The sequence below is a fragment of the Microbacterium sp. AZCO genome, from assembly GCF_039614715.1.
In the GTDB taxonomy this organism is placed as follows: domain Bacteria; phylum Actinomycetota; class Actinomycetes; order Actinomycetales; family Microbacteriaceae; genus Microbacterium.
In genome coordinates this window covers 1,430,526-1,455,879 of sequence record NZ_CP154857.1, presented here as the reverse complement: position 1 = coordinate 1,455,879, position 25,354 = coordinate 1,430,526, and the positions used below count along the sequence as shown (strand labels likewise).

Annotated in this window: 22 protein-coding genes; 15 read left to right on the top strand and 7 right to left on the bottom strand. The window is 71.2% G+C overall.

What is annotated here, in order from left to right:
* The first annotated feature begins 86 nt into the window (after window positions 1–86).
* Window positions 87–761, top strand: coding sequence for a tRNA (guanosine(37)-N1)-methyltransferase TrmD (trmD, locus tag AAIB33_RS06880; protein ID WP_345802805.1), 675 nt, complete (start codon window positions 87–89; stop codon window positions 759–761).
* Here trmD and AAIB33_RS06875 read toward each other — a convergent pair.
* The 4 genes from AAIB33_RS06875 to nirB are packed head-to-tail and all read right to left on the bottom strand — an operon-like array spanning window position 758 to window position 6,073.
* Complete coding sequence (locus AAIB33_RS06875) at window positions 758–1,903, bottom strand: uroporphyrinogen-III synthase (protein ID WP_345802804.1); 1,146 nt, start codon at window positions 1,901–1,903, stop codon at window positions 758–760. The two genes, trmD and AAIB33_RS06875, sit on opposite strands and share 4 nt — an antisense overlap.
* The gene (gene cobA / locus AAIB33_RS06870) at window positions 1,900–3,132 is read right to left on the bottom strand and encodes a uroporphyrinogen-III C-methyltransferase (protein ID WP_345802803.1); all 1,233 of its coding nucleotides are present in this window, start codon (window positions 3,130–3,132) and stop codon (window positions 1,900–1,902) included. The genes AAIB33_RS06875 and cobA overlap by 4 nt, the downstream gene beginning before the upstream one ends.
* Entirely contained in the window at window positions 3,129–3,497 is a 369-nt protein-coding gene (gene nirD / locus AAIB33_RS06865; RefSeq protein WP_345802802.1) for a nitrite reductase small subunit NirD, read from the bottom strand. The genes cobA and nirD overlap by 4 nt, the downstream gene beginning before the upstream one ends.
* The gene (gene nirB, locus AAIB33_RS06860) at window positions 3,494–6,073 is read right to left on the bottom strand and encodes a nitrite reductase large subunit NirB (protein ID WP_345802801.1); all 2,580 of its coding nucleotides are present in this window, start codon (window positions 6,071–6,073) and stop codon (window positions 3,494–3,496) included. Before nirB ends, nirD begins: the two co-directional genes overlap by 4 nt.
* A 336-nt stretch (window positions 6,074–6,409) precedes the next feature.
* Between nirB and pyk the strand changes: the two genes are divergently transcribed.
* From pyk to treZ, 4 genes are all read left to right on the top strand, one after another.
* Complete coding sequence (gene pyk, locus AAIB33_RS06855) at window positions 6,410–7,840, top strand: pyruvate kinase (RefSeq protein WP_345802800.1); 1,431 nt, start codon at window positions 6,410–6,412, stop codon at window positions 7,838–7,840.
* Window positions 7,841–7,947: 107 nt separating this feature from the next.
* Entirely contained in the window at window positions 7,948–10,161 is a 2,214-nt protein-coding gene (glgX, locus tag AAIB33_RS06850) for a glycogen debranching protein GlgX (RefSeq protein WP_345802799.1), read from the top strand.
* A gap of 14 nt (window positions 10,162–10,175) precedes the next feature.
* Window positions 10,176–12,554: a malto-oligosyltrehalose synthase gene (treY, locus tag AAIB33_RS06845; RefSeq protein WP_345802798.1), complete on the top strand. Its 2,379-nt coding sequence runs from the start codon at window positions 10,176–10,178 to the stop codon at window positions 12,552–12,554.
* Window positions 12,551–14,287, top strand: coding sequence for a malto-oligosyltrehalose trehalohydrolase (gene treZ, locus AAIB33_RS06840; protein ID WP_345802797.1), 1,737 nt, complete (start codon window positions 12,551–12,553; stop codon window positions 14,285–14,287). The genes treY and treZ overlap by 4 nt, the downstream gene beginning before the upstream one ends.
* Before the next feature lie 6 nt (window positions 14,288–14,293).
* Here the strand turns inward: treZ and map are convergent, their stop codons facing one another.
* Window positions 14,294–15,076, bottom strand: a complete 783-nt coding sequence (gene map, locus AAIB33_RS06835) for a type I methionyl aminopeptidase (protein ID WP_345802796.1) — start codon at window positions 15,074–15,076, stop codon at window positions 14,294–14,296.
* Between the two features lie 113 nt (window positions 15,077–15,189).
* On the opposite strand from map, the gene AAIB33_RS06830 reads away from it, so the two are divergent.
* The 4 genes from AAIB33_RS06830 (at window position 15,190) to AAIB33_RS06815 (ending at window position 17,879) form a co-directional block, all read left to right on the top strand.
* The gene (locus tag AAIB33_RS06830) at window positions 15,190–15,714 is read left to right on the top strand and encodes an MFS transporter permease (RefSeq protein ID WP_345802795.1); all 525 of its coding nucleotides are present in this window, start codon (window positions 15,190–15,192) and stop codon (window positions 15,712–15,714) included.
* Between the two features lie 173 nt (window positions 15,715–15,887).
* Window positions 15,888–16,235: a 50S ribosomal protein L19 gene (rplS, locus tag AAIB33_RS06825; RefSeq protein ID WP_165129450.1), complete on the top strand. Its 348-nt coding sequence runs from the start codon at window positions 15,888–15,890 to the stop codon at window positions 16,233–16,235.
* 172 nt (window positions 16,236–16,407) lie between these two features.
* Window positions 16,408–17,223 (top strand): signal peptidase I, encoded by an 816-nt coding sequence (gene lepB, locus AAIB33_RS06820; RefSeq protein ID WP_345802794.1) that lies wholly within the window; start codon window positions 16,408–16,410, stop codon window positions 17,221–17,223.
* Entirely contained in the window at window positions 17,220–17,879 is a 660-nt protein-coding gene (locus AAIB33_RS06815; RefSeq protein WP_345802793.1) for a ribonuclease HII, read from the top strand. Before lepB ends, AAIB33_RS06815 begins: the two co-directional genes overlap by 4 nt.
* Window positions 17,880–17,920: 41 nt before the next feature.
* Here AAIB33_RS06815 and AAIB33_RS06810 read toward each other — a convergent pair whose 3' ends face one another.
* A complete protein-coding gene (locus AAIB33_RS06810) occupies window positions 17,921–18,244 on the bottom strand; it encodes a DUF2469 family protein (RefSeq protein ID WP_345802792.1) in 324 nt (107 codons plus the stop codon).
* A gap of 148 nt (window positions 18,245–18,392) precedes the next feature.
* Between AAIB33_RS06810 and AAIB33_RS06805 the strand changes: the two genes are divergently transcribed.
* From AAIB33_RS06805 to AAIB33_RS06790, 4 genes are all read left to right on the top strand, one after another.
* Window positions 18,393–18,755, top strand: coding sequence for a YraN family protein (locus AAIB33_RS06805; protein WP_345802791.1), 363 nt, complete (start codon window positions 18,393–18,395; stop codon window positions 18,753–18,755).
* On the top strand, window positions 18,752–20,281 hold the full coding sequence (locus AAIB33_RS06800; protein WP_345802790.1) for a YifB family Mg chelatase-like AAA ATPase: 1,530 nt from the start codon (window positions 18,752–18,754) through the stop codon (window positions 20,279–20,281). Before AAIB33_RS06805 ends, AAIB33_RS06800 begins: the two co-directional genes overlap by 4 nt.
* A complete protein-coding gene (gene dprA, locus AAIB33_RS06795) occupies window positions 20,278–21,465 on the top strand; it encodes a DNA-processing protein DprA (RefSeq protein WP_345802789.1) in 1,188 nt (395 codons plus the stop codon). Before AAIB33_RS06800 ends, dprA begins: the two co-directional genes overlap by 4 nt.
* A gap of 90 nt (window positions 21,466–21,555) precedes the next feature.
* The gene (locus tag AAIB33_RS06790; protein WP_345802788.1) at window positions 21,556–22,503 is read left to right on the top strand and encodes a tyrosine-type recombinase/integrase; all 948 of its coding nucleotides are present in this window, start codon (window positions 21,556–21,558) and stop codon (window positions 22,501–22,503) included.
* 11 nt (window positions 22,504–22,514) lie between these two features.
* On the opposite strand, the gene AAIB33_RS06785 is transcribed toward AAIB33_RS06790, so the two are convergent.
* Window positions 22,515–23,024 (bottom strand): M23 family metallopeptidase, encoded by a 510-nt coding sequence (locus AAIB33_RS06785; RefSeq protein ID WP_345802787.1) that lies wholly within the window; start codon window positions 23,022–23,024, stop codon window positions 22,515–22,517.
* A 330-nt stretch (window positions 23,025–23,354) separates the two neighbouring features.
* Here AAIB33_RS06785 and rpsB point away from each other — a divergent pair, with 330 nt between their 5' ends.
* On the top strand, window positions 23,355–24,275 hold the full coding sequence (gene rpsB, locus AAIB33_RS06780; protein ID WP_345802786.1) for a 30S ribosomal protein S2: 921 nt from the start codon (window positions 23,355–23,357) through the stop codon (window positions 24,273–24,275).
* Window positions 24,276–24,418: 143 nt separating this feature from the next.
* On the top strand, window positions 24,419–25,246 hold the full coding sequence (gene tsf / locus AAIB33_RS06775) for a translation elongation factor Ts (RefSeq protein ID WP_345802785.1): 828 nt from the start codon (window positions 24,419–24,421) through the stop codon (window positions 25,244–25,246).
* Window positions 25,247–25,354 lie beyond the last annotated feature (108 nt).

Genomic DNA, 25,354 nt, shown 5'->3' with positions numbered 1-25,354 from the left:
GTCAATTGCGGCGCACCTCCGTCCGCGAGGCGGGTGAGACCTTCGTCACACGCTCGAAACACGGGTGGATGCCTAAACTCGGAGCCGTGCGCATCGACATCGTGACGATCTTCCCCGCCTTCTTCGATGTGCTCGACGTCTCGCTCATCGGCAAGGCCCGCGGGCGCGGCATCCTGGATCTGCGTGTGCACGATCTGCGCGACTGGACCCACGACCGCCACCGCACGGTCGACGACACGCCGTACGGCGGCGGCGCCGGCATGGTGATGAAGCCGGAGCCCTGGGGTGAGGCGCTCGACGAGGTGCTCGACGACGGCGCGCTGCTCATCGTCCCCTCGCCGGCGGGGGAGCGCTTCACGCAGCGGCTCGCGCGCGACCTCGCGGAGGAGGAGCACCTCGTCTTCGCGTGCGGACGGTACGAGGGCATCGATCAGCGCGTCATCGACCATTACACCGAGCGCGGGCGCGTGCGCAGCGTGAGCCTCGGGGACTACGTGCTGAACGGCGGCGAGGTCGCCGCGATGGCGATGATCGAGGCGATCTCGCGGCTCGTCCCCGGTGTCGTCGGCAATCCGGAGAGTCTCGTCGAGGAGTCGCACGAGGACGGGATGCTGGAGTATCCGAGCTACACGAAGCCGCCGGTCTGGCGCGAGCACGAGGTGCCCCCGATCCTCTTGAGCGGCAATCACGGCGCGATCGCCCAGTGGCGGCGCGAGCAGAGCCTCGAGCGGACGCGCGAGCGACGGCCCGACCTGCTCTAGCCGGCGGGGCTCGGTTCGAGCACGTTGAGGCGGTAGCCGCGCTTGACGACCGTCTTGATGAGGTCGGGCACGCCCAGCGCCTCGCGCACCCGGGCGACGGCCATCTCGACCGCGTGCGTGTTGTCGCCCGAGCGGGGCAGGGCGCACTGCAGATCGGCGCGGGTCACGACCGAGCCGTCGGCGTCGAACAGCACGCCGAGCACGTCCGCGCCGGTGCGGGAGAGGGGGATGAACCGGCCCTCGAGCACGGCGCCGCCGCTGCGCAGCTCGAGCCGGCCGGCCGGCGTCTCGCGGGCGGGCATCCGCCCTCCGCCGAAGTGCGTGACGACAGCGCGCACGAGCGAGCCGAGTCGGCCGCGGTCGGCGACGAGCGGGTCGAGGCCGACCTCCTCGAGCGGTCCCGCCGTGATGGGGCCGACCGCGGCGAGAAGCACGCGTCCGGTGCGGACGAGCTCGCGGATGTCGCCGAGCACGCCTTCGCGCCGCGCGGCGGCGACCCATTCATACGCGCCGGGCGCCGACGTGAAGAGCACGGCGTCGACTTCTCCGGACCCCGCCGAGACGACGGAGCGCCGGACGACCTCGGGGTCGGGCGGAGGGCCCCAGCGGTAGACGGTGAGACTCACGACGTCGGCGCCGTCGCCCTCGAACAGCTCGTCGAGGCCGTCGGCTCCCGAGCCGTGGTGCTGCACGGCGATGCGACGGCCGGCGACCCCCTCGGCCAGGAGGAACTCACCGAGCTCGGCCGAGGTCTCCGACTCGGCGACCCAGTCGGCCGTGAGCCCCGCCTGCTGGATCGCGCCGCGCGCCTTCGGCCCGCGCGCGACGATCTGCGCGCGGGCGAAGGCGGCGTGCAGGTCGTCGAGGAGGCCCGCCTCATCGGCCGCCTCCATCCACCCCCGGAAGCCGACACCCGTCGTCACGACCACGACATCGGGCGGGGTCTCGATGAGCTCTCGCGTGCGGGCGATGAGCGCCTCGTCGTCGATGTGCGGCACGATCGTCAGCGCCGGGGCGTGCCGGACCGTCGCGCCATGGCGCTCGAGCGCGGCGGCGAGCTCGCCGGAGCGCCGATCGACGGCGATGACGATCGTGCAGCCGTCGAGGGCTGCCGAGAGAGCGGGGCGGATCGGGTCGGTCACTGGCGGATGTCGCCCGCCATCAGTCCCGCGGGGAGCAGCAGGTCGGCGCGCGCGACGTCGCCGACGACGATGACCGCGGGGTTGCGGACGCCGGCGGCGGCGGCGTCGGCGGCGGCGTGAGCGAGCGTCGTGCGCGTCGTGCGCTGGTGGGGGGTGTGACCGTTCTCGACGATCGCGACCGGCTTGTCGGCGGGAGCACCGCCCGCGAACGCCGTCTCGACGAGTCGGGGGAGACCCGCGACGCCCATGAGCACGACGGTCGTGACGGCGGGATCGGCGAGGGCCGCGGCGGTCGCCGGCGTCGGCTCCGCCTGCCCGTTCACGACGTGGACGCCCGCGGCGACTCCGCGATGGGTCACGGGGATGCCGGCTGCCTGCGGCACCGACACGACGCTCGTGAGGCCCGGAACGACGTCGACCGGCACACCCGCGGCGAGACAGGCGGCGACCTCCTCGCCGCCGCGCCCGTAGACGAAGGGGTCACCGCCCTTGAGACGGACGACGCGTCTGCCCGCCTGGGCGTGCGCGACGATGATGCGGTTGATCTCGTCCTGCGGCACGGGATGGTGACCCGGGCGCTTGCCGACGTCGATCACCTCGACGTCGGAATCGAGCTCGGAGAGGACGTCGGTCGGGCCGAGTCGATCGGCGACGACCACGTCGGCCTCCGCGAGGAGACGCCGGCCGCGGACCGTCAGCAGGTCGACGGGGCCGGGACCTCCGCCCACGAGGTCCACCCGCCCCGCTGCGGTCGCGCGGCGCCGCCGCAGAGGAAGGCGTCCCTCGCGCAGCATCCCCGCGATGGCGTCGCGCAGGCGTCCCGCCCGGCGGGGGTCCACGCCCGCGTCGGACACGACGCCCACGAGCACGTCGCCGGCGCGGGTCTCGGCGGTGAGCCGGGCCGACCCGTGGGCGCCGTCGGAGGCGTTGACGCACAGGATGCGTCGGCGTTCGCACGCTGCCGCGATCCCGGCGTCGGCGCGGCCATCGCCCGTGGCCGTGTGCACGAGCCACGCGCCGTCGACATCGTCCGGCTCGGCGGCCCGCGGGATCCACTCGAGTCCGTGCTCGTCGACGAGCTCGCGGACCTCGTCGGAGAGTTCCGGCGCGATGACCCGCACGATCGCTCCGTCATCCAGGAAGCGGCGCATCCGCCGTGCCGCGACCGGTCCGCCGCCGACCATCACGACATCGCGACCGGCCAGCGAGACACCCAGCATCGTCGTCATGAGACCTCCTTGAGGTAGACATCGTCGTCGCGCACGGCGACGGGCCACACGGCCAGGGAGACCGGGTCCTTGCCCTGGGAGTCGAGGCACGCTCCCGTGCGGAGGTCGAACACCTGCTTGTACATCGGCGACGCCACGGTCGGGACATCCTGCCTGGTGCCGACGATGCCGCGCGAGATGACGTGCGCCCCGCTGTACGGGTCGAGGTTCGAGACCGCGTACACGCGTCCGCCGTGCGTGAGGAAGAGGGCGACCTGCGCCTCGCCGACGAGGGCGGCGCGCCCGCGCTCGACCTCGAGATCGCTCAGCGCGCAGATCCGCACCCACGTCACGGCATCCGTCACGGGATCCTCTACGAGTGTCATCGACGCACCTCCAGGGTCGTGCCCGCGATGAGCACGCGGCTGTCGTCGCGCTCCTCGGGCGTCGCGGGGCGGGGCTGCCCTCGCTCGACCGTGTAGGCGAGCGAGGGGTCGGGCGTCGTCGGCGCGTTGACGAACGAGGCGAACCGGCGGAGCTTCTCGGGATCCTCGATCGTCGCCTTCCACTCGTCCTCGTAGGCGCCGATGTGCGCCGCCATCGCGGCGTCCAGGTCGGCGCAGAGGCCGAGGCTGTCCTCGAAGATGACCGCCCGGAGCCCCTCGATGCCGCCGTCGAGGTCTTCGAACCAGGGCGCCGTACGCTGCAGACGGTCGGCGGTGAAGATGTAGTACATCAGGAACCGGTCGATCGCCGTGAGCAGCTCGTCGTCGCTCAGCCCCTCGGCGAGCAGCACGGCGTGGCGCGGGGTGAAGCCGCCGTTGCCGCCGACGTACATGTTCCAGCCGGCCTCGGTGGCGATGACGCCGACGTCCTTGCCGCGGGCCTCGGCGCACTCGCGCGCGCAGCCGGACACGCCGAGCTTGAGCTTGTGCGGCGACCGGAGGCCCCGGTAGCGCAGCTCGAGCTGCACCGCCATGCCGACCGAGTCCTGCACGCCGTAGCGGCACCACGTCGAGCCGACGCAGCTCTTCACCGTGCGCAGGGACTTGCCGTAGGCGTGCCCCGACTCGAATCCGGCATCGACGAGCCGCTTCCAGATGTCGGGCAGCTGCTCGAGCCGCGCCCCGAACATGTCGATGCGCTGGCCGCCCGTGATCTTCGTGTACAGGTTGAAGTCCTTCGCGACCTGGCCGATTACGAGAAGCCCCTCGGGCGTGATCTCGCCGCCCGGGATGCGGGGCACGACGGAGTAGCTGCCGTCCTTCTGCAGGTTCGCCATGACGTGGTCGTTGGTGTCCTGCAGCGTCGCGTTCTCGCCGTCGAGCACGTGGGTGCCGGTGAGCGTCGCGAGGATGCTCGCGAGAGCCGGCTTGCAGATGTCGCAGCCGCGGCCCACGCCGAACCGGTCGATGACCGCGCTGAAGGTGGTCAGGCCCGAGACGCGGACGGCGTCGAAGAGCTGGCGCCGCGACATGTCGAAGTGCTCGCACAGCGCGTTGCTCAGCGCCGCGCCGGACTTCGCGAGCTCGGTGCCGACGATCTTCTTGATCATCATGACGCACGAGCCGCAGGCGGCCCCGGCCTTCGTGCACGACTTGATCGCCGCGACGTCCGAGCATCCCTCATCGTGCACGGCGTGGCGGATCGTCCCCGCCGTGACGCTGTTGCAGGAGCAGACCAGGGCCTCGTCGGGCAGCTCGCCCGTCGGCGCGGCGACGCCGCCCTCGGGCATGAGGTACGCGGCGGGGTCTCCGCCGAGCGCGCCGCCCACGAGCGGGCGCAGCGAGCCGTACGCCGAGGCGTCGCCGACGAGGATGCCCCCGAGCAGCGTCTTGGCGTCGTCGGAGAGCACGAGCTTCTTGTACACGCCCGCCACGGGGTCGGCGTAGACGACGTCGAGCGCTCCCGGCGTCTCGGCGAAGGCGTCCCCGAAGCTCGCGACGTCCACTCCGCTGAGCTTGAGCTTGGTCGAGAGGTCGTAGCCGGGGAAGGATGCTTCGCCCCCGAGCAGGCGCGTCGCCGCGACCTCCGCCATGGCGTAGCCCGGCGCGACGAGTCCGACGCAGAGCCCGTCGAAGTTGGCGACTTCGCCGATCGCGAGGATGAGGGGGTCGGACGTGCGGCACTCGGCGTCGATGAGCACGCCGCCGCGGGGGTGGACGTCGAGGGAGGCATCCCGAGCCAGCTCGTCGCGCGGGCGAACGCCGACCGTGAAGACCACGACGTCGGCCGGGGCGTAGTCGCCCGAGCGGAACTCGAGCCCGACGACCTTGCCCGCGCGGTCGGCGTCGAGGCGCGTCGTGATCGAGTCGGTCTTGACCATGATTCCGCGGGACTCGATCAGGCGGCGCAGGGCGTTGCCGCCGGGCAGGTCGAGCTGCGCCGACATGAGGCGGTCCGACGACTGCACGACGGTGCACGCGACGTCGAGGCCCTGCAGGGCGCCCGCTGCTTCGAGACCGAGGAGGCCGCCGCCGATCACCATGCCGGTGAGCGGGCGGCCCAACTCGCGCGACCGGGCGGACACGAACGCGCGCAGCCGCTCGACGTCGTCGAGGGTGCGGTAGACGAAGCATCCCTCGTGTCCGAAGCCGTCCACCGCGAGTCGCGCCGCGTACGACCCGGTCGCAAGCACGAGACGGTCGTAGTCGACCTCGCGACCGCTCGCCGTGCGCACGCGCCGCGCCGTGCGGTCGATGCGCGTCACGGCGTCGCCGCTGAGGAACTGGACACGCGCATCGTCGAGCACCGTGCGGTCCAGGCTGAGGTCGTCGGCGCTCGCACCCGCGAAGAATCCGGTGAGGCCCACGCGGTCATAGGGATGCCGCGGCTCCTCGCCGATGAGCGTCACGCGAAGGTCGTCACCCGCCCTCGAGAGCAGGCTCTCGACGAAGCGATGCGCGACCATGCCGGCTCCGACGACCACGACGTGCGCGTCGGGTTCGACGGTGGTGCTCATGGCGTCACCGTACGCGGGCTGTGTTGCGCCGCCGTCAGCGCCATGTTTCGGTTTGTCGACGAGCTCCGCGCCGGAGCGGGCGGGTCGGGAGTGGTGCTCGGTCATGGGGTCTCCGATCGACGGGGTCCTCGGTGATCGCCACGGTAGGAGCGCGGTGTTTCGCCGCCCGTCCGGCTTCCGTTACTCCGATCGAACGTTTCTCTCACGTCCAGGACGACGCCGATGTGAGAACGCGGCCTGGCGGTCCCCGGCCGGATACGCGAGCGTTACCGAGGGGAAACCCACGCCCACCCGTCGATGAGCAAGACTGGCCATCACCCGACAGAAGGAGCGCCCATGCGTCGTGCGAAGATCGTCGCCACCCTGGGGCCGTCCACCGAGAGCTACGAGACCGTCGAGGCGCTCGTGCGCGCGGGGCTCGACGTCGCGCGCCTGAACCGCAGCCACGGCGACTACGCCGTGCACGAGCAGGCCTACGCGCACGTCCGGCGTGCGAGCGACGCGACGGGTCGCGCCGTCGGGGTGCTCGTCGACCTGCAGGGCCCGAAGATCCGGCTCGCGCGATTCGCCGACGGGCCGCATGTGCTCGAGCCCGGCGACATCTTCACGATCACGACGGAGGACGTCCCCGGCACGAAGGAGCTCGTCGGCACCACCTTCCCCCAGCTCGCGAAGGACGTCTCGGAGGGCGACATCCTCCTCATCGACGACGGCAAGGTGCGCGTGCGCGTGGTCGAGACCGACGGTGTGCGCGTGCGCACCGAGGTGCTTGTGGGCGGCGCCGTGTCGAACAACAAGGGCATCAACCTCCCCGGCATCGCCGTGAGCGCCGCCGCGCTCAGCGAGAAGGACGAGGCCGACCTGCGCTGGGCGCTTCGGCTCGGCGCCGACATGATCGCGCTGTCCTTCGTGCGCGATCCCAAGGACGTCCAGCGCGCTCGCGTCATCATGGCGGAGGAGGATCGCCGCGTCCCGATCATCGCGAAGATCGAGAAGCCGGAGGCGGTCGAGCACCTGCAGGAGATCATCGACGCCTTCGACGGCGTCATGGTGGCGCGGGGCGACCTCGGCGTCGAGCTGCCGCTGGAGGCCGTGCCGATCGTGCAGAAGCACGCGATCGAGCTCGCGCGCCGCTGGGCCAAGCCGGTGATCGTCGCGACGCAGATGCTCGAGTCGATGATCCACAATCCCGTCCCGACGCGCGCAGAGACGTCCGACGTCGCGAACGCCGTGCTGGACGGCGCGGATGCCGTCATGCTGTCGGGCGAGACGAGCGTCGGCGCCCACCCGGTCACGGTCGTCGAGACCATGGCGCGCGTCATCGCCTCGACCGAGGAGCAAGGCCTCGAGCGCATACCGCCCCTCGGCACGAAGCCCCGCACGCAGGGCGGTGCGATGACGCTGGCCGCGAAGAGCATCGCCGACTTCGTCGATGCGAGATACGTCTGCGTCTTCAGCCAGTCGGGCGATTCGGCCAGGAGGATGTCGCGCCTGCGCGATCGCGTGCCGATCCTCGCCTTCACCGACCTCCCCTCGACGAGATCCCGGAACGCGCTGCTGTGGGGCGTCGACACGTTCCTCGTCGAGCGCGGCGACACGACGGACGAGCTGATGTCGATCCTCGACGAGACGCTCCTGTCCAGCCACCTCGCCGAGCGCGGCGATCGCGTCGTCGTGACGGCAGGGGCGCCTCCCGGGATCGCGGGCTCCACCAACAACGTGCGCGTGCACATCGTCGGCACGGGCGGCAGCGAAGTCCTCGGCTGACGCTTCCGCCGCATTCCTCATCACACCTCGGGAGCCCGCGCAAGGGCCGATGGACGGTTTTCGCGCTCCACTAGGGTGGGATTCCCATCGAACCAGGAGGACTGCACGTGCAGGCATGGCCAGGGTCCGCGTATCCGCTCGGAGCGACCTATGACGGAAACGGCACGAATTTCGCGCTGTTCAGCGAGGGTGCGGAGCGCGTCGAGCTATGCCTCTTCGGGGATCGCGGGAAGGAGACGCGGGTCGAGCTGCGCGACGTCGATGCCTACGTCTGGCACGCCTATCTCCCGAACATCGGCCCCGGGCAGCGCTACGGCTACCGCGTGCACGGACGGTTCGACCCGTCCTCGGGCCAGCGGTTCAACGCCAGCAAGCTGCTCCTCGACCCCTACGCGAAGGCCGTCGAGGGCCAGGTCAAATGGAACCAGTCGGTGTTCGGGTACAACTTCGGCAAGCCCGACTCCCGCAACGACGACGACTCCGCGTCGTCGATGATGAAGGGCGTCGTCGTCAACCCCTTCTTCGACTGGGGCGGCGACCGCCTCCCGAAGACGCCGTACTCCGAGACGTTCATCTACGAGGCGCACGTGAAGGGCCTCACGAAGCTGCATCCCCTCATCCCCGAGGAGATCCGGGGCACCTACAGCGCGATCGCCCACCCCGCCGTCATCGAGCACCTGAAGAAGCTCGGCGTGACGGCGATCGAGCTCATGCCGGTGCACCAGTTCGTGAATGACTCGACCCTTCAGGAGAAGGGCCTCTCCAACTACTGGGGCTACAACACCATCGCCTTCCTCGCGCCGCAGAACACCTACTCGGCAACGGGCGACCGCGGACAGCAGGTGCAGGAGTTCAAGGGCATGGTGCGCGCCCTGCACGCCGCGGGCATCGAGGTCATCCTCGACGTGGTCTACAACCACACGGCCGAGGGCAACCACATGGGGCCCACGCTCTCGATGCGCGGCATCGACAACGCCGCGTACTACCGCCTCGAGGACAAGGACAAGCGGTACTACACCGACTACACCGGCACGGGGAACAGCCTCAACGTCGGCAATCCGCACGCCCTGCAGCTCATCATGGACTCGCTGCGCTACTGGGTCCTCGAGATGCACGTCGACGGCTTCCGCTTCGACCTCGCCGCAACACTCGCCCGCGAGTTCTACGACGTCGACCGCCTCGCCACCTTCTTCGAGCTCGTGCAGCAGGATCCGGTGGTCTCGCAGGTCAAGCTCATCGCCGAGCCGTGGGACATCGGCCCCGGCGGCTACCAGGTCGGCAACTTCCCGCCCCAGTGGACGGAGTGGAACGGCAAGTACCGCGACACCGTCCGCGACTTCTGGCGGGGCGAGCCGGCGACGCTCGGCGAGTTCGCGTCGCGGCTCACGGGGTCGGCCGACCTCTACGAGCACTCGGGACGCCGGCCTGTGGCATCCGTCAACTTCGTCACCGCCCACGACGGCTTCACGCTGCGCGATCTCGTGTCGTACAACGAGAAGCACAACGAGGCGAACGGCGAGGGCAACAACGACGGCGAATCGCACAATCGCTCCAACAACCACGGCGTCGAGGGGCCGACCGACGATCCCGACGTCCTGACCATCCGGGCGCGCCAGCAGCGCAACTTCATCGCGACGCTCATGCTCTCCCAGGGCGTGCCGATGCTCCTCCACGGCGACGAGCTCGGCCGCACGCAGGGCGGCAACAACAACGGCTACGCGCAGGACAACGAGATCACGTGGGTCAACTGGGAGGCGGCCGACCAGCCGCTCCTCGAGTTCGCGGCGGCGCTCGCGAAGATCCGCAAGGACCACCCGACCTTCCGCCGCCAGCGGTTCTTCAACGGCCGCCCCATCCGCCGCGAGGCGGGCGCACCCGTGCCCGACATCGTGTGGGGTCGTCCGGACGGATCGCAGATGCAGCCCGAGGACTGGGAGTCCGGCTTCGGCCGCGCGATCAGCGTCTTCCTCAACGGCAAGGGCATCCGCGAGCGCGACCGCCGGGGCCAGCCCATCGACGACCGCCACTTCATCGTGCTGCTCAACGCCGGCGACGACCCCGTCGACTTCCACATCCCCGAGGTCGACTTCAGCCCCCTCTGGGACATCATCGTCGACACCGCCGGAGAGCAGGCGGGCTTCGATCCGATCGAGCCCGGCTCGACGGTCACCGTGCAGGCCAAGGCGCTCGTCCTGCTCCGCGAGTTCGTCGCGCCCGAGATCGAGGCCGACCACTCGGTCGCCGCGTCTGTCGCGGCGACGCTGACGACGTCGGCCGACGAGGTGCCGGCGGCCGCGCCCAAGCTCGAGGTCCCGAGATAGCGAAGGAGCGATCCGTGCATCCGTCGTCGACCTATCGCCTGCAGATCACGAAAGACTTCGATCTGGATGCCGCGGCCGGCGTCACGGGCTACCTCCGCGACCTCGGGGTCGGGTGGGCCTATCTGTCACCGATCCTGCGGTCGACGGAGGGCTCGAACCACGGCTACGACGTGGTGGACCCGTCGCAGGTCGATCCGGCACGCGGCGGCCCTGACGCGCTGGAGAGATTCGTGGATGCTGCGCGCCGCGCGCGGCTCGGCATCCTGGTCGACATCGTCCCCAACCACATGGGCGTCGGTGAGCCGGCGCAGAACCCGTGGTGGTGGGACGTCCTGCTCCGCGGCCGCGGGTCGCGGTACGCCCGGGCGTTCGACGTCGACTGGGACCTCTCGGACGGACGGATCACCGTCCCGATCCTCGGGCGGGAACTGGATGACGCCCTCGCGGCAGGGGAGCTCGCCGCGGACCCCGCACCGGCCGCGCAGGCGCCGTTCGGCACGCTCCGGTACTACGAGCACGTCCTGCCGCTCGCCGAGGGATCGGCACCTGCGGAGCCGACGACCGATGCGGCCGCCGTGCGCGAGGTGCTCGCGCGTCAGCACTGGGAGCTCCTCTTCTGGCGGCGCCAGGCGGGGGAGCTCGGCTACCGCCGCTTCTTCGCCACGACGACCCTCGCGGGACTCCGCGTCGAGGACCAGGCCGTCTTCGACGAGAGTCACGCCGAGATCCTGAGGTGGGTGCGCGAGGGTCTCGTCGACGGCCTCCGCATCGATCACCCCGACGGGCTTCTCGACCCCGGTGGGTATCTCGAGCGGCTCGCCGACGCGACCGACGGCGCGTACGTCCTCGTCGAGAAGATCCTCGAGCACAGCGGCACCGACCTTCCCGAGGCGCTGCCTGCCTGGTGGGAGACCGACGGCACGACGGGGTACGACGCGATGGCGGTCATCGACCGCGTGCTCGTCGATCCGGCCGGGGAGGCGGAGCTCGACGCCCTCGACGCGGCGCTCCGCGCAGACACAGGGCTTCCTGCGCCGGTGCCCTACCCCGAGCTGATCCACGACACGAAGCGCATGATCGCCGACACCATCCAGGTCTCCGAGATCAGGCGGATCGCCCGCTCGCTCCCCGCTCCCGTCGAGGACGCGGAGGACGCGCTCGCGGAGCTCCTCGCCTGCTTCCCGGTCTACCGCTCGTATCTCCCCGCGGGTCGCGAGCATCTCGACGCGGCCGCAGCGGAGGCATCCCGTCGCCGTCCCGATCTCGCCGCGGCGATCGCCGGACTGCTGCCGGTGCTGGCCGACCCGGCGCTCGAGGCCGCACGGCGCTTCCAGCAGACGACGGGGCCGGTCATGGCGAAGGGCGTCGAAGACACCGCGTTCTACCGGCAGACGCGGCTCGGCACGCTGACCGAGGTCGGGGGCGACCCGGGCGTCTTCTCGGTGTCGGTCGACGGATTCCACCGCGCGTCGGCGGCGCGCCAGGCCTCGTGGCCGCTCGCGATGACGGCGCTCTCGACGCACGACACGAAGCGCGGTGAGGACGTCCGCGCCCGCCTGTCCGTGCTCTCCGAGGTGCCCGAGCGCTGGGCGGAGGTGCTCGAGCGGCTCCGCGGCATCGCGTCGACGGGTCACGGTCCGTTCGACAGCCTCATGTGGCAGGCCATCGTCGGCGCGTGGCCGGCGACGCCCGACCGGCTGCACGCGTACGCGGAGAAGGCCGCCCGCGAGGCCGGCGAGGGGACGGGCTGGTGGGATCCCGATCCGCACTTCGAGGGCCGGGTGCACGACCTCGTCGACGCCGCGTTCGGTCGCGCCGTCGCCATGGTGAACGAATTCGTGGGGGAGATCCGTCGGTACGGCTGGTCGAACGCGCTCAGCGCGAAGCTGCTGCAGCTCGCCGGTCCCGGCGTCCCCGACGTGTACCAGGGGTCGGAGCTGTGGGAGACCTCGCTCGTCGATCCCGACAACCGCCGTCCCGTCGACTACGACGCGCGCCGCGTGCTGCTCGCCGAACTCGATGCCGCCGTCTCCCGCGGCGAGCTCCCCACGATCGACAAGCACGGCGCGGCGAAGCTCCTCGTGACCTCGCGTGCACTGCGTCTGCGCCGCGACCGGCCCGACCTCTTCACGCGCTACACGCCCATGACGGTGGTCGGCGAGGCGTCATCGCACGCGATCGCGTTCGACCGCGGTGGCGCCCTGGCTGTGGCGACGCGCCTGCCGGTGTCGCTCGAGCGCCGGGGCGGCTGGGGCGACACGACACTGCTGCGCCACTCGGGCCCCACGGTCGACGTGTTCACGGGCCGCCGGTTCGAAGGCGGCGAGGTTCCCCTCGCCGACCTGCTGTCGATCTACCCCGTGGCGCTCCTCGCGACGGAGGAGGGCGCATGATCGAGGTGTGGGCGCCCCGCGCGCAGCGGGTACGGCTGCGCAGGCCCGACGGGGGAGTGGATGCCGACCTCCGCCGCCGCGACGGCGGATGGTGGACGGCGAAGGTCGACCTCGCCGACGGCGAGGAGTACGGGTTCGTGCTCGACGAGTCCGACGCGCTGCGCCCCGACCCGCGCTCGCGCCGGCAGCCGCGCGGGGTCCACGAGGCCTCCGCGTGGTTCGACCCGGACGCCCACGCCTGGGCCGACACGGACTGGACCGGCCGTCAGCTCGCCGGCGGCCTCGTCTACGAGCTGCACGTCGGCACCTTCACCCCCGAAGGCACCCTGGATGCCGCGATCGATCGCCTCGGACACCTCGTCGAGCTGGGTGTGTCCCACGTCGAGCTGCTGCCGGTCAACGGGTTCAACGGGGTCTGGAACTGGGGCTACGACGGCGTCCTCTGGTACACGGTGCACGAGGCGTACGGCGGCCCCGCGGCGTATCAGCGGTTCGTCGACGCGGCACACGCGGCCGGCCTGGCCGTCGTGCAGGACGTCGTCTACAACCACCTCGGCCCCAGCGGCAACTATCTCCCCGAGTTCGGTCCGTACCTCCGCGACACGGCCCGCAACACGTGGGGAGAGAGCGTCAACCTCGACGAGCCGGCCGTCCGGGCGTTCATCGTCGAGAACGCCGTCATGTGGATGCGCGACTTCCACGTCGACGGCCTGCGGCTGGATGCCGTCCACGCGCTGCACGATGAGGGTCCCGTTCACCTGCTCCAGGAGCTCGCCGAGGCGACCGACAGGCTGTCCGCCCACCTCGGGCGCCCGCTGACGCTCATCGCCGAGTCCGACCTCAACGACCCGAAGCTGATCCTGCCGCGCGAGGCGCGCGGCTACGGGCTCACCGCGCAGTGGAGCGACGACTGGCACCACGCCGTCCACGTCGCCCTCACGGGCGAGACGTCGGGCTACTACTCCGACTTCGCGGCGCTCGACGCGCTGCCCAAGGCGTGGTCGCAGGGCTTCTTCCACGACGGCGGGCATTCGTCGTTCCGGGGGCGCGACCACGGGCATCCCATCCCTCCTTCCGTGCCCGCGTGGCGACTGGTCACCTTCGCGCAGGACCACGATCAGATCGGCAATCGGGCCGCGGGCGACCGCCTCTCGCAGTCCCTGTCCTTCGAGCGCCTCGCCGTCGCGGCTGTGCTGACTCTCACGGCTCCGGGAACGCCCATGCTCTTCATGGGCGAGGAATGGGGCGCGTCCACACCGTGGCAGTTCTTCACGTCGCATCCCGAGCACGACCTCGGCGAGGCGACCGCCAGGGGACGTCTCGCGGAGTTCGCGCGGATGGGATGGGATCCGGCGCTCGTGCCCGATCCCCAGGACCCCGCGACCTTCCAGCGGTCGAAGCTCGACTGGAGCGAGGCATCCCGGGACGAGCACGCACGGCTGCTCGCGCTCTACCGCTCGCTCGCGCGGCTGCGCCGCGAGCGGCCCGAGCTGACCGATCCAGCGTTCGCGTCGCTCGGGGGAGAGGCCGCGGAGGCGCCGGGTGGGCGGGTGTACCGTCTGCGGCGCGGCTCCCTGCTCGTGCTCGTGAACCTCAGCACCGGGCCGGCGCGGTTCGCGCACGCGACCGAAGTGCTGCTGACGACGGATGCCGCGACCGCCGTCGTCGACGGCGAGCTCGTGCTCCCGCCCGATGCCGCCGCGGTCGTCGAGACGTCGCCGCAGTCGCGCTGAGGCGGATCAGCGCACGCCGAGGAACGACCGGTCGGTGAGCACGATCGGCCCGTCGGCGGTGATGGCGACGGTGTGCTCCGAGTGCGCGCCGCGCGAGCCGTCGACGCTGCGCAGGGTCCACCCGTCGGGATCGGTGACGAGCTCGTCGGTGGTGGCCAGCAGCCAGGGCTCGAGCGCGACGACGAGGCCGGCGCGCAGCGGATAGCCGCGGTTCGGCTTGCCGTCGTTGGGCACGTGCGGGTCGCCGTGCATGACGCGACCGACGCCGTGCCCGCCGAAGTCGGTGTTGATGCTGTAGCCGGCGGCGTGCGAGACCTCCGCGATCGCATGGGAGATGTCGCCGATGCGGTTGCCGACGAGGGCGGCGCCGATCGCGGCCTCCAGCGCCCGCTCCGTGGTGTCGATGAGGGCGAGGTCTTCGTCGCGGGCGGTGCCGACGACGAACGACACCGCCGAGTCGGCCACCCAGCCGTCGATCGACACGGCGAGGTCGAGCGACACGAGGTCTCCGTCGCGGATGTCGTAGTCGAAGGGCAGCCCGTGCAGGACGGCGTCGTTGATCGACGTGCAGATGACCTTGCCGAACGGGCTCGCCCCGAACGAGGGATGGTAGTCGATGTAGCACGACTCCGCTCCGGCCCGGCGGATGAGCTCGTGCGCGCGGCGATCGATCGCGAGCAGGTTCGTCCCGACCTTCGTCTCATCGCGCAGGGTCGCGAGCACCTCGGCCACGAATCGTCCTGCCGGTCGCATGGCCTCGATCTCGGCGGGTGTGCGCAGCTCGATCATGCCGCTCCTCTCGTCGGTCCATTCTGTCGGATCCGCGAGGAGGAGCCTGTGAGGATGCCGCGCTGACACGCGCGCACGCCCGCGGCGGGGTGCGACGGCGTACGATCAGGGCTATGTGGGTGCGTCGTGCGTTCTTCAGCTGGCTCATCCCGGCTGCGTTCCTGCTGCCCCTGTGGCTCCTGGTCGGCTGGGCGGTCTTCCGCGCCGGCGGCTGGGCCTTCCTGTGGGTGCTCTTCCTCGCGATCCCGATCGTCTTCTTCGGGCAGCTCATCCTCACGCTCCTCGTGCGCGCACGGGGAACGGTCCGCGCGGAACGGGCGGTCTCGTGGTGGGACGTGCTCGGCTTCAGCGCGTGGCATCTGCTCATCATCTCGCTCGGCTTCTACAACCCGGCGTGGTGGGCGCCCGCGATGGTCGTCACGATCATCGTCGGCGTGGGCCTGTTCTGGCTCACGCTCTGGCAGCTGTGGCGAGAGGCCAAGCCCTCGCGCATGGTGATGTACACGACAGAAGGCATCGCCTACCTCCCGCCCGACCCGACGGCGGGCGCCGCAGGTCCGTCGACATCCTCAGCGCCCTCGCCCTCGCCGAGCGAGGTCTTCGTCATCACGGAGAAGAATCGGCGCGACTCCGCCTGACCGGCGCGTTTTGGCCGGTCGCGGCATCCATGGCAGAATAGATGTTTGTGCCCTGAACCGGCTCTGCCTCAGGGGAGCCCGTCGTGCGGAAGCATCTCCGGCGGCCTCGGGCACACGACATCCTTTTCCCCTCTTTTGCGGTCGACCTGTGGCGGCTGCAGGAAGTGACGATCATGCAGATCCTCGACGCCGTCGACGCGGCCTCGCTCCGCTCCGACATCCCCGCCTTCGCCCCCGGCGACACCGTGAAGGTGCACGTCAACATCACCGAAGGCAACCGCTCCCGCATCCAGGTCTTCCAGGGCGTCGTCATCGGCCGCTCGGGCGACGGCGTGCGCGAGACCTTCACGGTTCGCAAGATCAGCTTCCAGGTCGGCGTCGAGCGCACGTTCCCCGTGCACTCCCCGGTGATCGACCACATCGAGATCGTCACCCGCGGTGACGTCCGTCGCGCGAAGCTCTACTACCTCCGCAACCTCCGTGGCAAGAAGGCCAAGATCAAGGAGAAGCGCGAGAACTGAGTTCTCTTCTTCCGACACCCCCGGGCGATCGCCCGGGGGTGTCGTCGTCTCCGGGTTGCCTCACCCGCCGCGCGTGGAACGTGACGCGTGCGAACGCCGGAGGCCATCGGATGTGCGACCCTTGAGTTGTTGGCCCACCGAACTCCCCGGCGAGCCCGGTGAAGGATCCAGAATGACGACCGAACAGACGGCTCCCGCGGAGCCGGTTCCGACTCCGCACTCGTCGTCCGACCCGAAGCAGCGTCGCCGCGGGTGGCTCTACTTCCTCCGCGACGTGCTCATCATCGTGCTCATCGCGGTGCTCGTCTCGTTCCTCGTCAAGACGTTCCTCGTCCGCTCGTTCTACATCCCGTCGGGCTCGATGGAGGACACCCTCCTCGTCAACGACCGCATCCTCGTCGACGAGATCACCCCTCGGTTCACGGGGTACGACCGCGGCGACATCGTGGTGTTCCGCGACCCCGGCGGGTGGCTGCCGCCCACGACCGAGGCGCCCCGCGAGCCGCTCGTCGAGGCCGTCGACTGGTTCCTGTCGCTCGTCGGCCTCTCGGCCCCCGACAGCGACGACCACCTCGTCAAGCGCATCATCGGACTGCCGGGCGATCACGTCGTCTGCTGCAATGCGATCGGACAGATCACGGTGAACGACGTGCCGATCGACGAGACCGGCTATCTGAAGCTGCCGAGCGGCGAGTCGGCGGCATCCGGCGACCCGTTCGACATCACGGTTCCCGCCGACCGCCTGTGGGTGCTCGGCGACAACCGGTACCGCTCCAAGGACTCCCGCTACAACCAGGACCAGCCGGGCAAGGGCTTCGTCCCGGTCGAGAACGTCGTGGGCCGGGCGTTCCTCATCACGTGGCCGCTCGACCGGTTCGGCATGCTCGACTTCCACCCGGAGGTCTTCGCGGGCGTTCCCGACGCGACCGAGGGCTCCGGCTCGGACCCCGGCGCCACGACGCCGACGGAGGAGAGCTCGGGACAGTGACCGTCGTCGAGCCGCGTCTGACACTCGAGCGCCGGCTGCTGCGCGAGCATCCCCTCGTCATCGCGTGCGACGAGGTCGGACGAGGCGCACTCGCCGGGCCGGTCGCGGTCGGCGCGGCAGTGATGACCCAGGCGGGAGCGCGGAAGCGCATCCCCGCCGGGCTCCGCGACTCCAAACTCGTCCCCGAGCCCAAGCGGGCGGACGTCGCAGCCCGCGCCGCCGCATGGGTGTCGGTCAGCGCCGTCGGCTGGGCGAGCAGCGTCGAGATCGACGAGATCGGCATCATGCGGGCACTCGGCCTCGCGACGCTGCGCGCACTCGCCGACCTGCGCGCGCACGGCGTCGTGCCGGAGGAGGCGATCGTCCTCCTCGACGGCAACTACGACTACATCACGCCCGCAGGGGGAGTGGGTCTGACCGTCAAGCCCGTGATCAAGGCCGACCGGGACTGCGCGAGCGCTGCGGCGGCATCCGTCATCGCGAAGGTCGCGCGCGACACGCTCATGACCGGGCTGCACGACGAGCTGCCCGCCTACAACTGGGCGAGCAACAAGGGCTACGCGAGTCCCGACCATCGCGAGGCGATCCGCGCGCACGGCATCAGCCGGCACCACCGGGCGTCGTGGTCCATCGCCGACGCTCCGACGCTCTTCTGACCCGCGGGCTCCGGACAGTGCTCTGAGCCCGGGTCTCCGGCTCAGCTGTCGAGCGAGAGCTCTTCGGGAAGGTGGAAGTCGCGGCGCGACAGCTCCTCGACGTTGACGTCCTTGAACGTCAGCACGCGCACGGATTTCACGAACCGGTCGGCGCGGTAGATGTCCCACACCCACACGTCGGTCATCGAGATCTCGAAGTAGAAGTCGTGCTCGGTGTCGCGCCGCACGACGTTGACCTCGTTCGCGAGGTAGAACCGCCGCTCGGTCTCGATCACGTACTGGAACTGCGAGACGACATCGCGATATTCGCGATAGAGCGCCAGCTCGAGTTCGCGGTCGTAGTCATCGAAGACTTCGTCATCCATGGTGCCTCCATCCTAGACAGGCTCGCCGGGCGCACGGTTCGGGCCTCACCCCGCCGGGGTCTCCTCCCCAGGCGCCGTTTCGCAGCGAGAGTGAACGGATGCCGCGGCAGCGCCGGATCGGCCCGGGTCGTCGCGCGACGATGCCGGAATGGCAGAGAAAGACGTCCTCGGACGCGCGGGCGAAGACCGCGCCGCGCGCTATTTCGAGTCACTCGGGTTCACGATCCTCGATCGCAACTGGCGCACACGGGGAGGGGAGCTCGACCTCGTCGTGGCATCGCCCGTCGAACTCGTGGTCGTCGAGGTGAAGACGCGCCGATCCGAGTCGTTCGGGCATCCGCTGGAGGCCGTCGGCGAGCTCAAGAAGGCGCGTCTGTGGCGTCTCTCGATGGCGTGGCTCGCTGCGCATCCCGGTGCGGCGCAGGGGCGGAGACTGCGCATCGACGCGGTGGGGCTCATCGGTCCCGACCCCGCGACGGCATCGCTCGAGCACCTGTCGGGCATCGTATGACCGTCGCTCGCACGTGGTCGGTCGCACTGTCGGGCGTCGACGGCGCCCTCGTCGACGTCGAGGCCGACCTCTCGAACCAGGAGCCGCGCTTCATCATCATCGGCCTCGCCGACAAAGCCCTCGGCGAGGCCGTGCAGCGCGTGCACAATGCGTGCGCGAACAGCGGCCTCGTCCTGCCCCGGCGCCGGCTCACGGTCAACCTGTCGCCCGCCAGCCTGCCGAAGCACGGCGCGTCCTTCGACGTCGCTGTCGCGATCGCGGCCCTCGCTACGGAGGGAGGGATGGATGCCGCGTCCATCGCGTCGACCGTCCACCTGGGCGAGCTCGGGCTCGACGGGCGCCTCCGTCCGGTGCCGGGTGTGCTCCCCGCCGTCGTCGCCGCCGCGCAGGCGGGCATCCGCCGCGTCGTCGTGCCGTGGGCCAATCGCGAGGAGGCCGAGCTCGTCGAGGGCGTGACGGTGCTCGGCGCCGCGAACCTCGCGGAGGTCGCACGCTGGCATGGAGCCACCGTCGAGGAGCAGCCGCACGAGCCCGTGACGGGCCCGGCCGCCGCGGCGGACCCCCTTCCCGAGACCGACCTGAGCGAGGTCATCGGTCAGCGCGAAGCCGTCGAGGCGCTCATCGTCGCGGCGGCCGGCGGCCACCACCTGCTGATGAGCGGTCCGCCCGGCGCCGGCAAGACGATGCTCGCGCGACGGCTGCCGGGCATCCTTCCCGAGCTCGACGATCGGGCGGCTCTCGCGACGGCATCCATCCGCTCGCTGTCCGGGGAGCCGGTGACGACTCTCAGCCGCACGCCGCCGTTCGAGGCGCCGCACCACTCGGCGAGCATGGCGGCCCTCGTCGGCGGCGGTTCCCGTCAGCTCCGGCCCGGTGCGATCGCGCGCGCGAGCGACGGCGTGCTGTTCCTCGACGAGGCGGGGGAGTTCAGTGCGAGCTCGCTCGACGCCCTCCGTCAGCCGCTCGAGAACGGCTTGATCGTGATCCACCGGGCCGGCGCGACAGCGGCGTTCCCCGCGCGGTTCCAGCTGGTTCTCGCGACGAACCCGTGTCCGTGCGGCAACTTCGGCGTCCCCGGCGGGGCGTGCGATTGCCCGGCGATGGCGATCCGGCGCTATCTCGGCCGACTGTCGGGACCGCTCCTCGACCGCATCGACATCGAGCTGCAGCTGCTTCGCGTCTCGGTGGCGCATGCCCGCTCGGCCGGACACCCCGTCACGACGACAGCCGAGGCGCGTGCGCGCGTCGCCGCGGCGCGGGCGCGCGCGGCGGAGCGGCTTGCGGCGACGCCCTGGACCCTCAACTCCCAGGTGTCCGGTGCGTGGCTGCGCGAGGGCCCACTCGCACCCGCATCCGCGGTGCGCCGCCCGCTGGACGCGGCCCTGCATCGCGGCGCGCTGACGCTGCGCGGGTACGACCGCGTGCTGCGCGTCGCGTGGTCGCTCGCCGACCTCGCCGGCCGCGACCTCCTCGCCGTCGAAGACATCGGCCGCGCTCTGTACCTCAAGAAGGGCATCACCCCATGACCGCATCGATCGCCTTCACGTCCGAGATGACCTGCCTGCTCGAGGTCATCGCACCTGGCGCCGCTGATCCGACGGTCGCGGCCGAGCGCCAGGCCCGCGTCGTGTGGAGTCACCTCGTCGAACCCGGCGACTCCACGGCGGGTCGACTGGTCGACGAGCTCGGCGCCGTCCGCGCGCTCGAGGTCGCGATCGCCGGCGCCGCCACGGCCACCGCCGTCGACCTCGCGGAGGGACGCAGGCGATGGATGCCGCGGCTCGCGCAGCAGGCCGTGCGCGACTCGCTCCTGCTCGCCGCCCGCGCGGGCGTCCGGCTCCTCGTCCCGTCCGATCCGGAGTGGCCGGTCCAGCTGGACGACCTGGGTCCGCACGCCCCGCTCGCACTCTGGGTGCGCGGCCGGCCCGAGGTGCTCGGGCGACCCCGCCCGTCGGTCGCGATCGTCGGCGCACGCGCAGCCACCTCGTACGGCGAGCACGTCGCGATGGAGCTCGCCGCCGATCTCGGCGGCTCGCGCATCCCGATCGTCTCCGGCGCCGCCTACGGCATCGACGGCGCCGCGCATCGCGCCGCCCTCGCCGTCGGTGCGCCCACGGTGGCCCTCCTCGCGGGCGGTGCCGACCGGCCCTACCCGGCGGGCCACGCGAATCTGCTCGAGCGCATCGCCGCCGGCGGGGCGGTGGTCGCCGAGTCGCCGTGCGGCAGCGCCCCCACGAAGTGGCGCTTCCTTCAGCGCAATCGGCTCATCGCCGCGCTCTCCGACGCGACCGTCGTCGTCGAGGCCGGCTGGCGCAGCGGCTCGCTCAACACGGCCAACCACGCCCTCGACATGGGGCGGGCCGTGGGCGCCGTGCCCGGCGCCGTCACGAGCGCCGCTTCGGCCGGATGCCACCGTCTGCTCCGCGAGGGAACCGCGGTCTGCGTCACGAATGCGGACGAGGTGCGCGAGCTGCTCGTGCTGGGCGAGGTCGGCATGGGGCAGCCGACCGGCGCGGACCGGCCGCTGACCGACGACACGACACGGGTGCGCGACGCCCTCAGCGCCCGCACCTGGCGCGACGTGGACGACATCGCCTGCCGAGCGGGCATGGCCCCGGAGCAGGTCGAGACGATCCTCGGGCTCATGCTGCTGATGCGGGAGGTGGAGCAGAGTCTCGTCGGCTGGCGCCGCCCGCACGACCGGTCGTGACGGGGCCGACCGCCCCGGCTGAGCCTCCAGGATCAGGGGCCGCGGAGAGTCGGGCGATGCCTCACGACCGGAACGCGGGATGCTGGCTGCATGCGGATCGACGAGGCGGCGGAGTCGTACACGGCCCAGCTGCGCGACGTCCGGCGGCTCTCCCCGGCGACCGCGCGGGCGTATCGATCCGACCTCGCCGACCTGGCCGCGAGCATGGGCGACGTCCCCGTCGAGGACGTGGATCTCGAGCACCTCCGCGAGTGGCTCTGGAACGCGACGAAGCGCGGCGACGCGCGGTCGACGATCGCCCGACGGACCGCGGCCGCCCGCGGCTTCTTCGCCTGGTTGACCGAAGCGGGGATCATCGCGTCTGATCCGAGCCTGCGACTCGTCGCACCGAAGCGCGGGCGCAGCCTCCCCGCCGTCGCGACGGCTCCCGCCGTCGCGACTCTCCTCGACGAGCTCGGTCGCGCCGCCGCGGCGGGCGACCCCGTCGCCCTCCGCGACCACGCGGTGCTCGAGCTGCTGTACGGGGCGGGAATCCGCGTGTCCGAGCTGTGCGGGCTCGACCTCGACGACCTCGACCGCGACCGGCAGACCGCCCGCGTGCTGGGCAAGGGGTCGAAGGAGCGGGTCGTGCCCTACGGCCGGCCGGCGGCGATCGCGCTCGACTCCTACCTCGTGCGCGCCCGCCCTGCGCTGCTCGCTCGTGCCGACACGACCTCCGGCGGCTCAGCGGCCGGTGCCGCCTCCGGAGTCGGCGCCCCGCCCACCCGCGCGCTCTTCCTCGGCGCGCGGGGCCGTCGCGTCGGCGCCCGCGCCGTCTACGACGTCGTCGCGCGGACTCTCGGTCCTGTCGTCGGCGGAGACGTCGGCCCGCACGCGCTCCGCCACTCCGCGGCAACGCACCTCCTCGACGGGGGCGCCGACCTGCGGACGGTGCAGGAACTCCTCGGCCACGCGAGCCTCGGCACGACGCAGATCTACACACACGTGTCGAGCGAGCGCCTCGCCGCGACGTACCGGCTGGCGCACCCCCGGGCGTGAGACCGGGGACCTCAGTCGCAGCACGGCAGCAGCACCGCCCGGGGGACGCCCCCGAGCAGCAGCAGGGGATTGATGTATTCGCCGTCTAGCCGCACCCCGAAATGCAGCGTGCCGGGCTCGGCGTGTCCTCCGACGGACAGCTCGCCCACGACGTCCTCACGATCGACCCTCGTCCCCGGCGTCAGCGTCGACGTCACCGGCTCCAGCGTGGAGACGAGCCCGCCGCCGTGATCGATCGTCACGATCGGGCGGCCGGCGACGTCGCCGACGAACGCGACGACCCCCGCAGCGGGCGCGCGGACGTCGAGGTCGCCGAGGGGCTCCAGGTCGATACCGCGATGCCCCGCCGCGTACGCGTTCGCGGGCTGCACGTAGGGCGCGGCGAGCCGGAACGGTGAGACCGGCCAGCTCCATCGCGCGGCGGACGCGGCACCCGGGGAGGGTGCGGCGCTCACCACGAGCAGAAGCGCGACGACGAGTCCCGCCCGCAGCAGGCGGCGTGAGGAGGTGGAGTGCGGCATACACTCACCCTGCTCGTCGCCGGGGTCGGGGAGCGGCCGCCCGGCAGGATCGGTGGGGGAGAGGGGCGCCCGGTCCGCTGGGGAGGACGCGGCGCGGCTGATACACTGGTGGAGCACCCCGCTCGTCGGGGTGACTCCGCGTGCCCAGAGCGCGACATCCTTCCGACAGGCTTCAGCCGACCGGAGGCGCGTCGCGCGGCATCCACTCCCAACGGTCTCCAGAGCGAACTGCGCTGCGAGCGGGCGTGTGCCGGGCACCAGGCTCGCCAGACCGTCCGGTCCGGCGCGAACAACCGCAAGGCGCGCGAGCGCCAGAACAGGAGAACGGCTATGGCCGTCGTCACGATCCGCCAGCTGCTCGACAGCGGCGTGCACTTCGGGCACCAGACCCGCCGGTGGAACCCGAAAGTCAAGCGCTTCATCCTCACCGAGCGCTCGGGCATCCACATCATCGACCTCCAGCAGTCGCTGACGTACATCGACAAGGCGTACGAGTTCGTCAAGGAGACCGTCGCCCACGGCGGCACGATCCTCTTCGTCGGCACGAAGAAGCAGGCGCAGGAAGTCCTCGCCGAGCAGGCGACGCGCGTCGGTCAGCCCTACGTCAACCAGCGCTGGCTCGGTGGCCTCCTCACCAACTTCTCGACGGTGTCCAAGCGCCTCGCGCGCATGAAGGAGCTCGAGGAGCTCAACTTCGACGACCCGGCGGCGAGCGGCTTCACGAAGAAGGAGCTCCTCCTCAAGAAGCGCGAGCTCGACAAGCTGCACAAGTCGCTGGGCGGCATCCGCAACCTCCAGAAGACGCCCTCGGCGATCTGGGTCATCGACGCCAAGCGCGAGCACCTCGCCATCGACGAGGCCAAGAAGCTCGGCATCCCGGTCATCGGCATCCTCGACACGAATGCCGACCCCGACGAGTTCCAGTACCCGATCCCCGGCAACGACGACGCGATCCGCTCGGTGAGCCTGCTCACGCGCATCATCGCCGACGCCGCGGCCGAGGGCCTCATCCAGCGTCACCAGCCGGCCGACGAGGCCGACGAGGCCGCCGAGCCCCTCGCCGAGTGGGAGCGCGAGCTCCTCGAGACCGCCGCCCCCGCGGCGGACGAGGCTGCTGCCGTCGCCGAGACGGCCGAGGTCGCTGAGCCCGTCGAGGCGACCGACGTCGCCGAGGTCGCGGCCGAGTCGGCCGACGACGCCGAGGGCGCCGAGGCGCAGGAGGCGGCTGTCGCCGCCGAGACCGAGGCGTAACCCCCACTTCACCGGCACGCAGGTTCGCCCTGCAGGATTCCGTCTCGGCGGGGCCGTCCTTCGACAAGTCCAGGAACCCCTGGCTTTCGCAGGCGGTCCCGCCGAGGCATCCACGAGAATTCGACAACAAGGAGCCGCCACCCATGGCAAACTTCACGATCGCCGACATCAAGACGCTGCGCGAGCAGCTCGGCACCGGCATGGTCGACACCAAGAAGGCCCTCGAGGAGGCCGACGGCGACCTCGAGAAGGCCGTCGAGATCCTCCGCCTCAAGGGCGCGAAGGGCAACGCCAAGCGCGCCGACCGCTCGACGAGCGAAGGCCTCGTCGCGGCCAAGGAGCACGACGGTCAGGTAACGATCCTCGAGCTCAACACCGAGACCGACTTCGTCGCCAAGAACGAGCGCTTCATCGCCCTCGCCGACAAGGTGCTCGACGCCGCTGCGGCCGTCTCGGCCGACTCGGTCGAGGCCGCGCTCGCCGCGCCCGCCGGGTCGCAGACCGTCGCCGAGCTCATCTCGGACGAGGCCGCGATCATCGGCGAGAAGGTCGAGCTGCGTCGCGTGCGCACGCTCTCGGGCGACAAGTTCGAGATCTACCTGCACCGCACCAACAAGGACCTCCCGCCGCAGGTGGGCGTCGTCCTCGCCTACACGGGCGACGACGCCGAGACGGCCCGCAGCCTCGCGCAGCACATCTCGTTCGCCAACCCCTCGTACCTGTCGCGCGACGACGTGCCCGAGGCCGAGGTCGAGAAGGAGCGCGAGATCGTCACCGAGATCTCCCGCAACGAGGGCAAGCCGGAGGCTGCCCTGCCGAAGATCGTCGAAGGCCGCGTGAACGCGTTCTTCAAGCAGGTCGCCCTGCTCGACCAGGACTACGCGAAGGACAACAAGCAGTCCGTCGCCCAGGTCGCGAAGGACGCCGGTCTGACGCTCACCGACTTCGCCCGCTACAAGGTCGGCGCGTAGTTTCACCGGGAAGGCCCGCATCGAATCATCGATGCGGGCCTTTTCCATGACCCCGGATCGACGCCCGCCGGTCGGGTGGCGTTCCGCGGCTTTCGATAGTCTGCATTC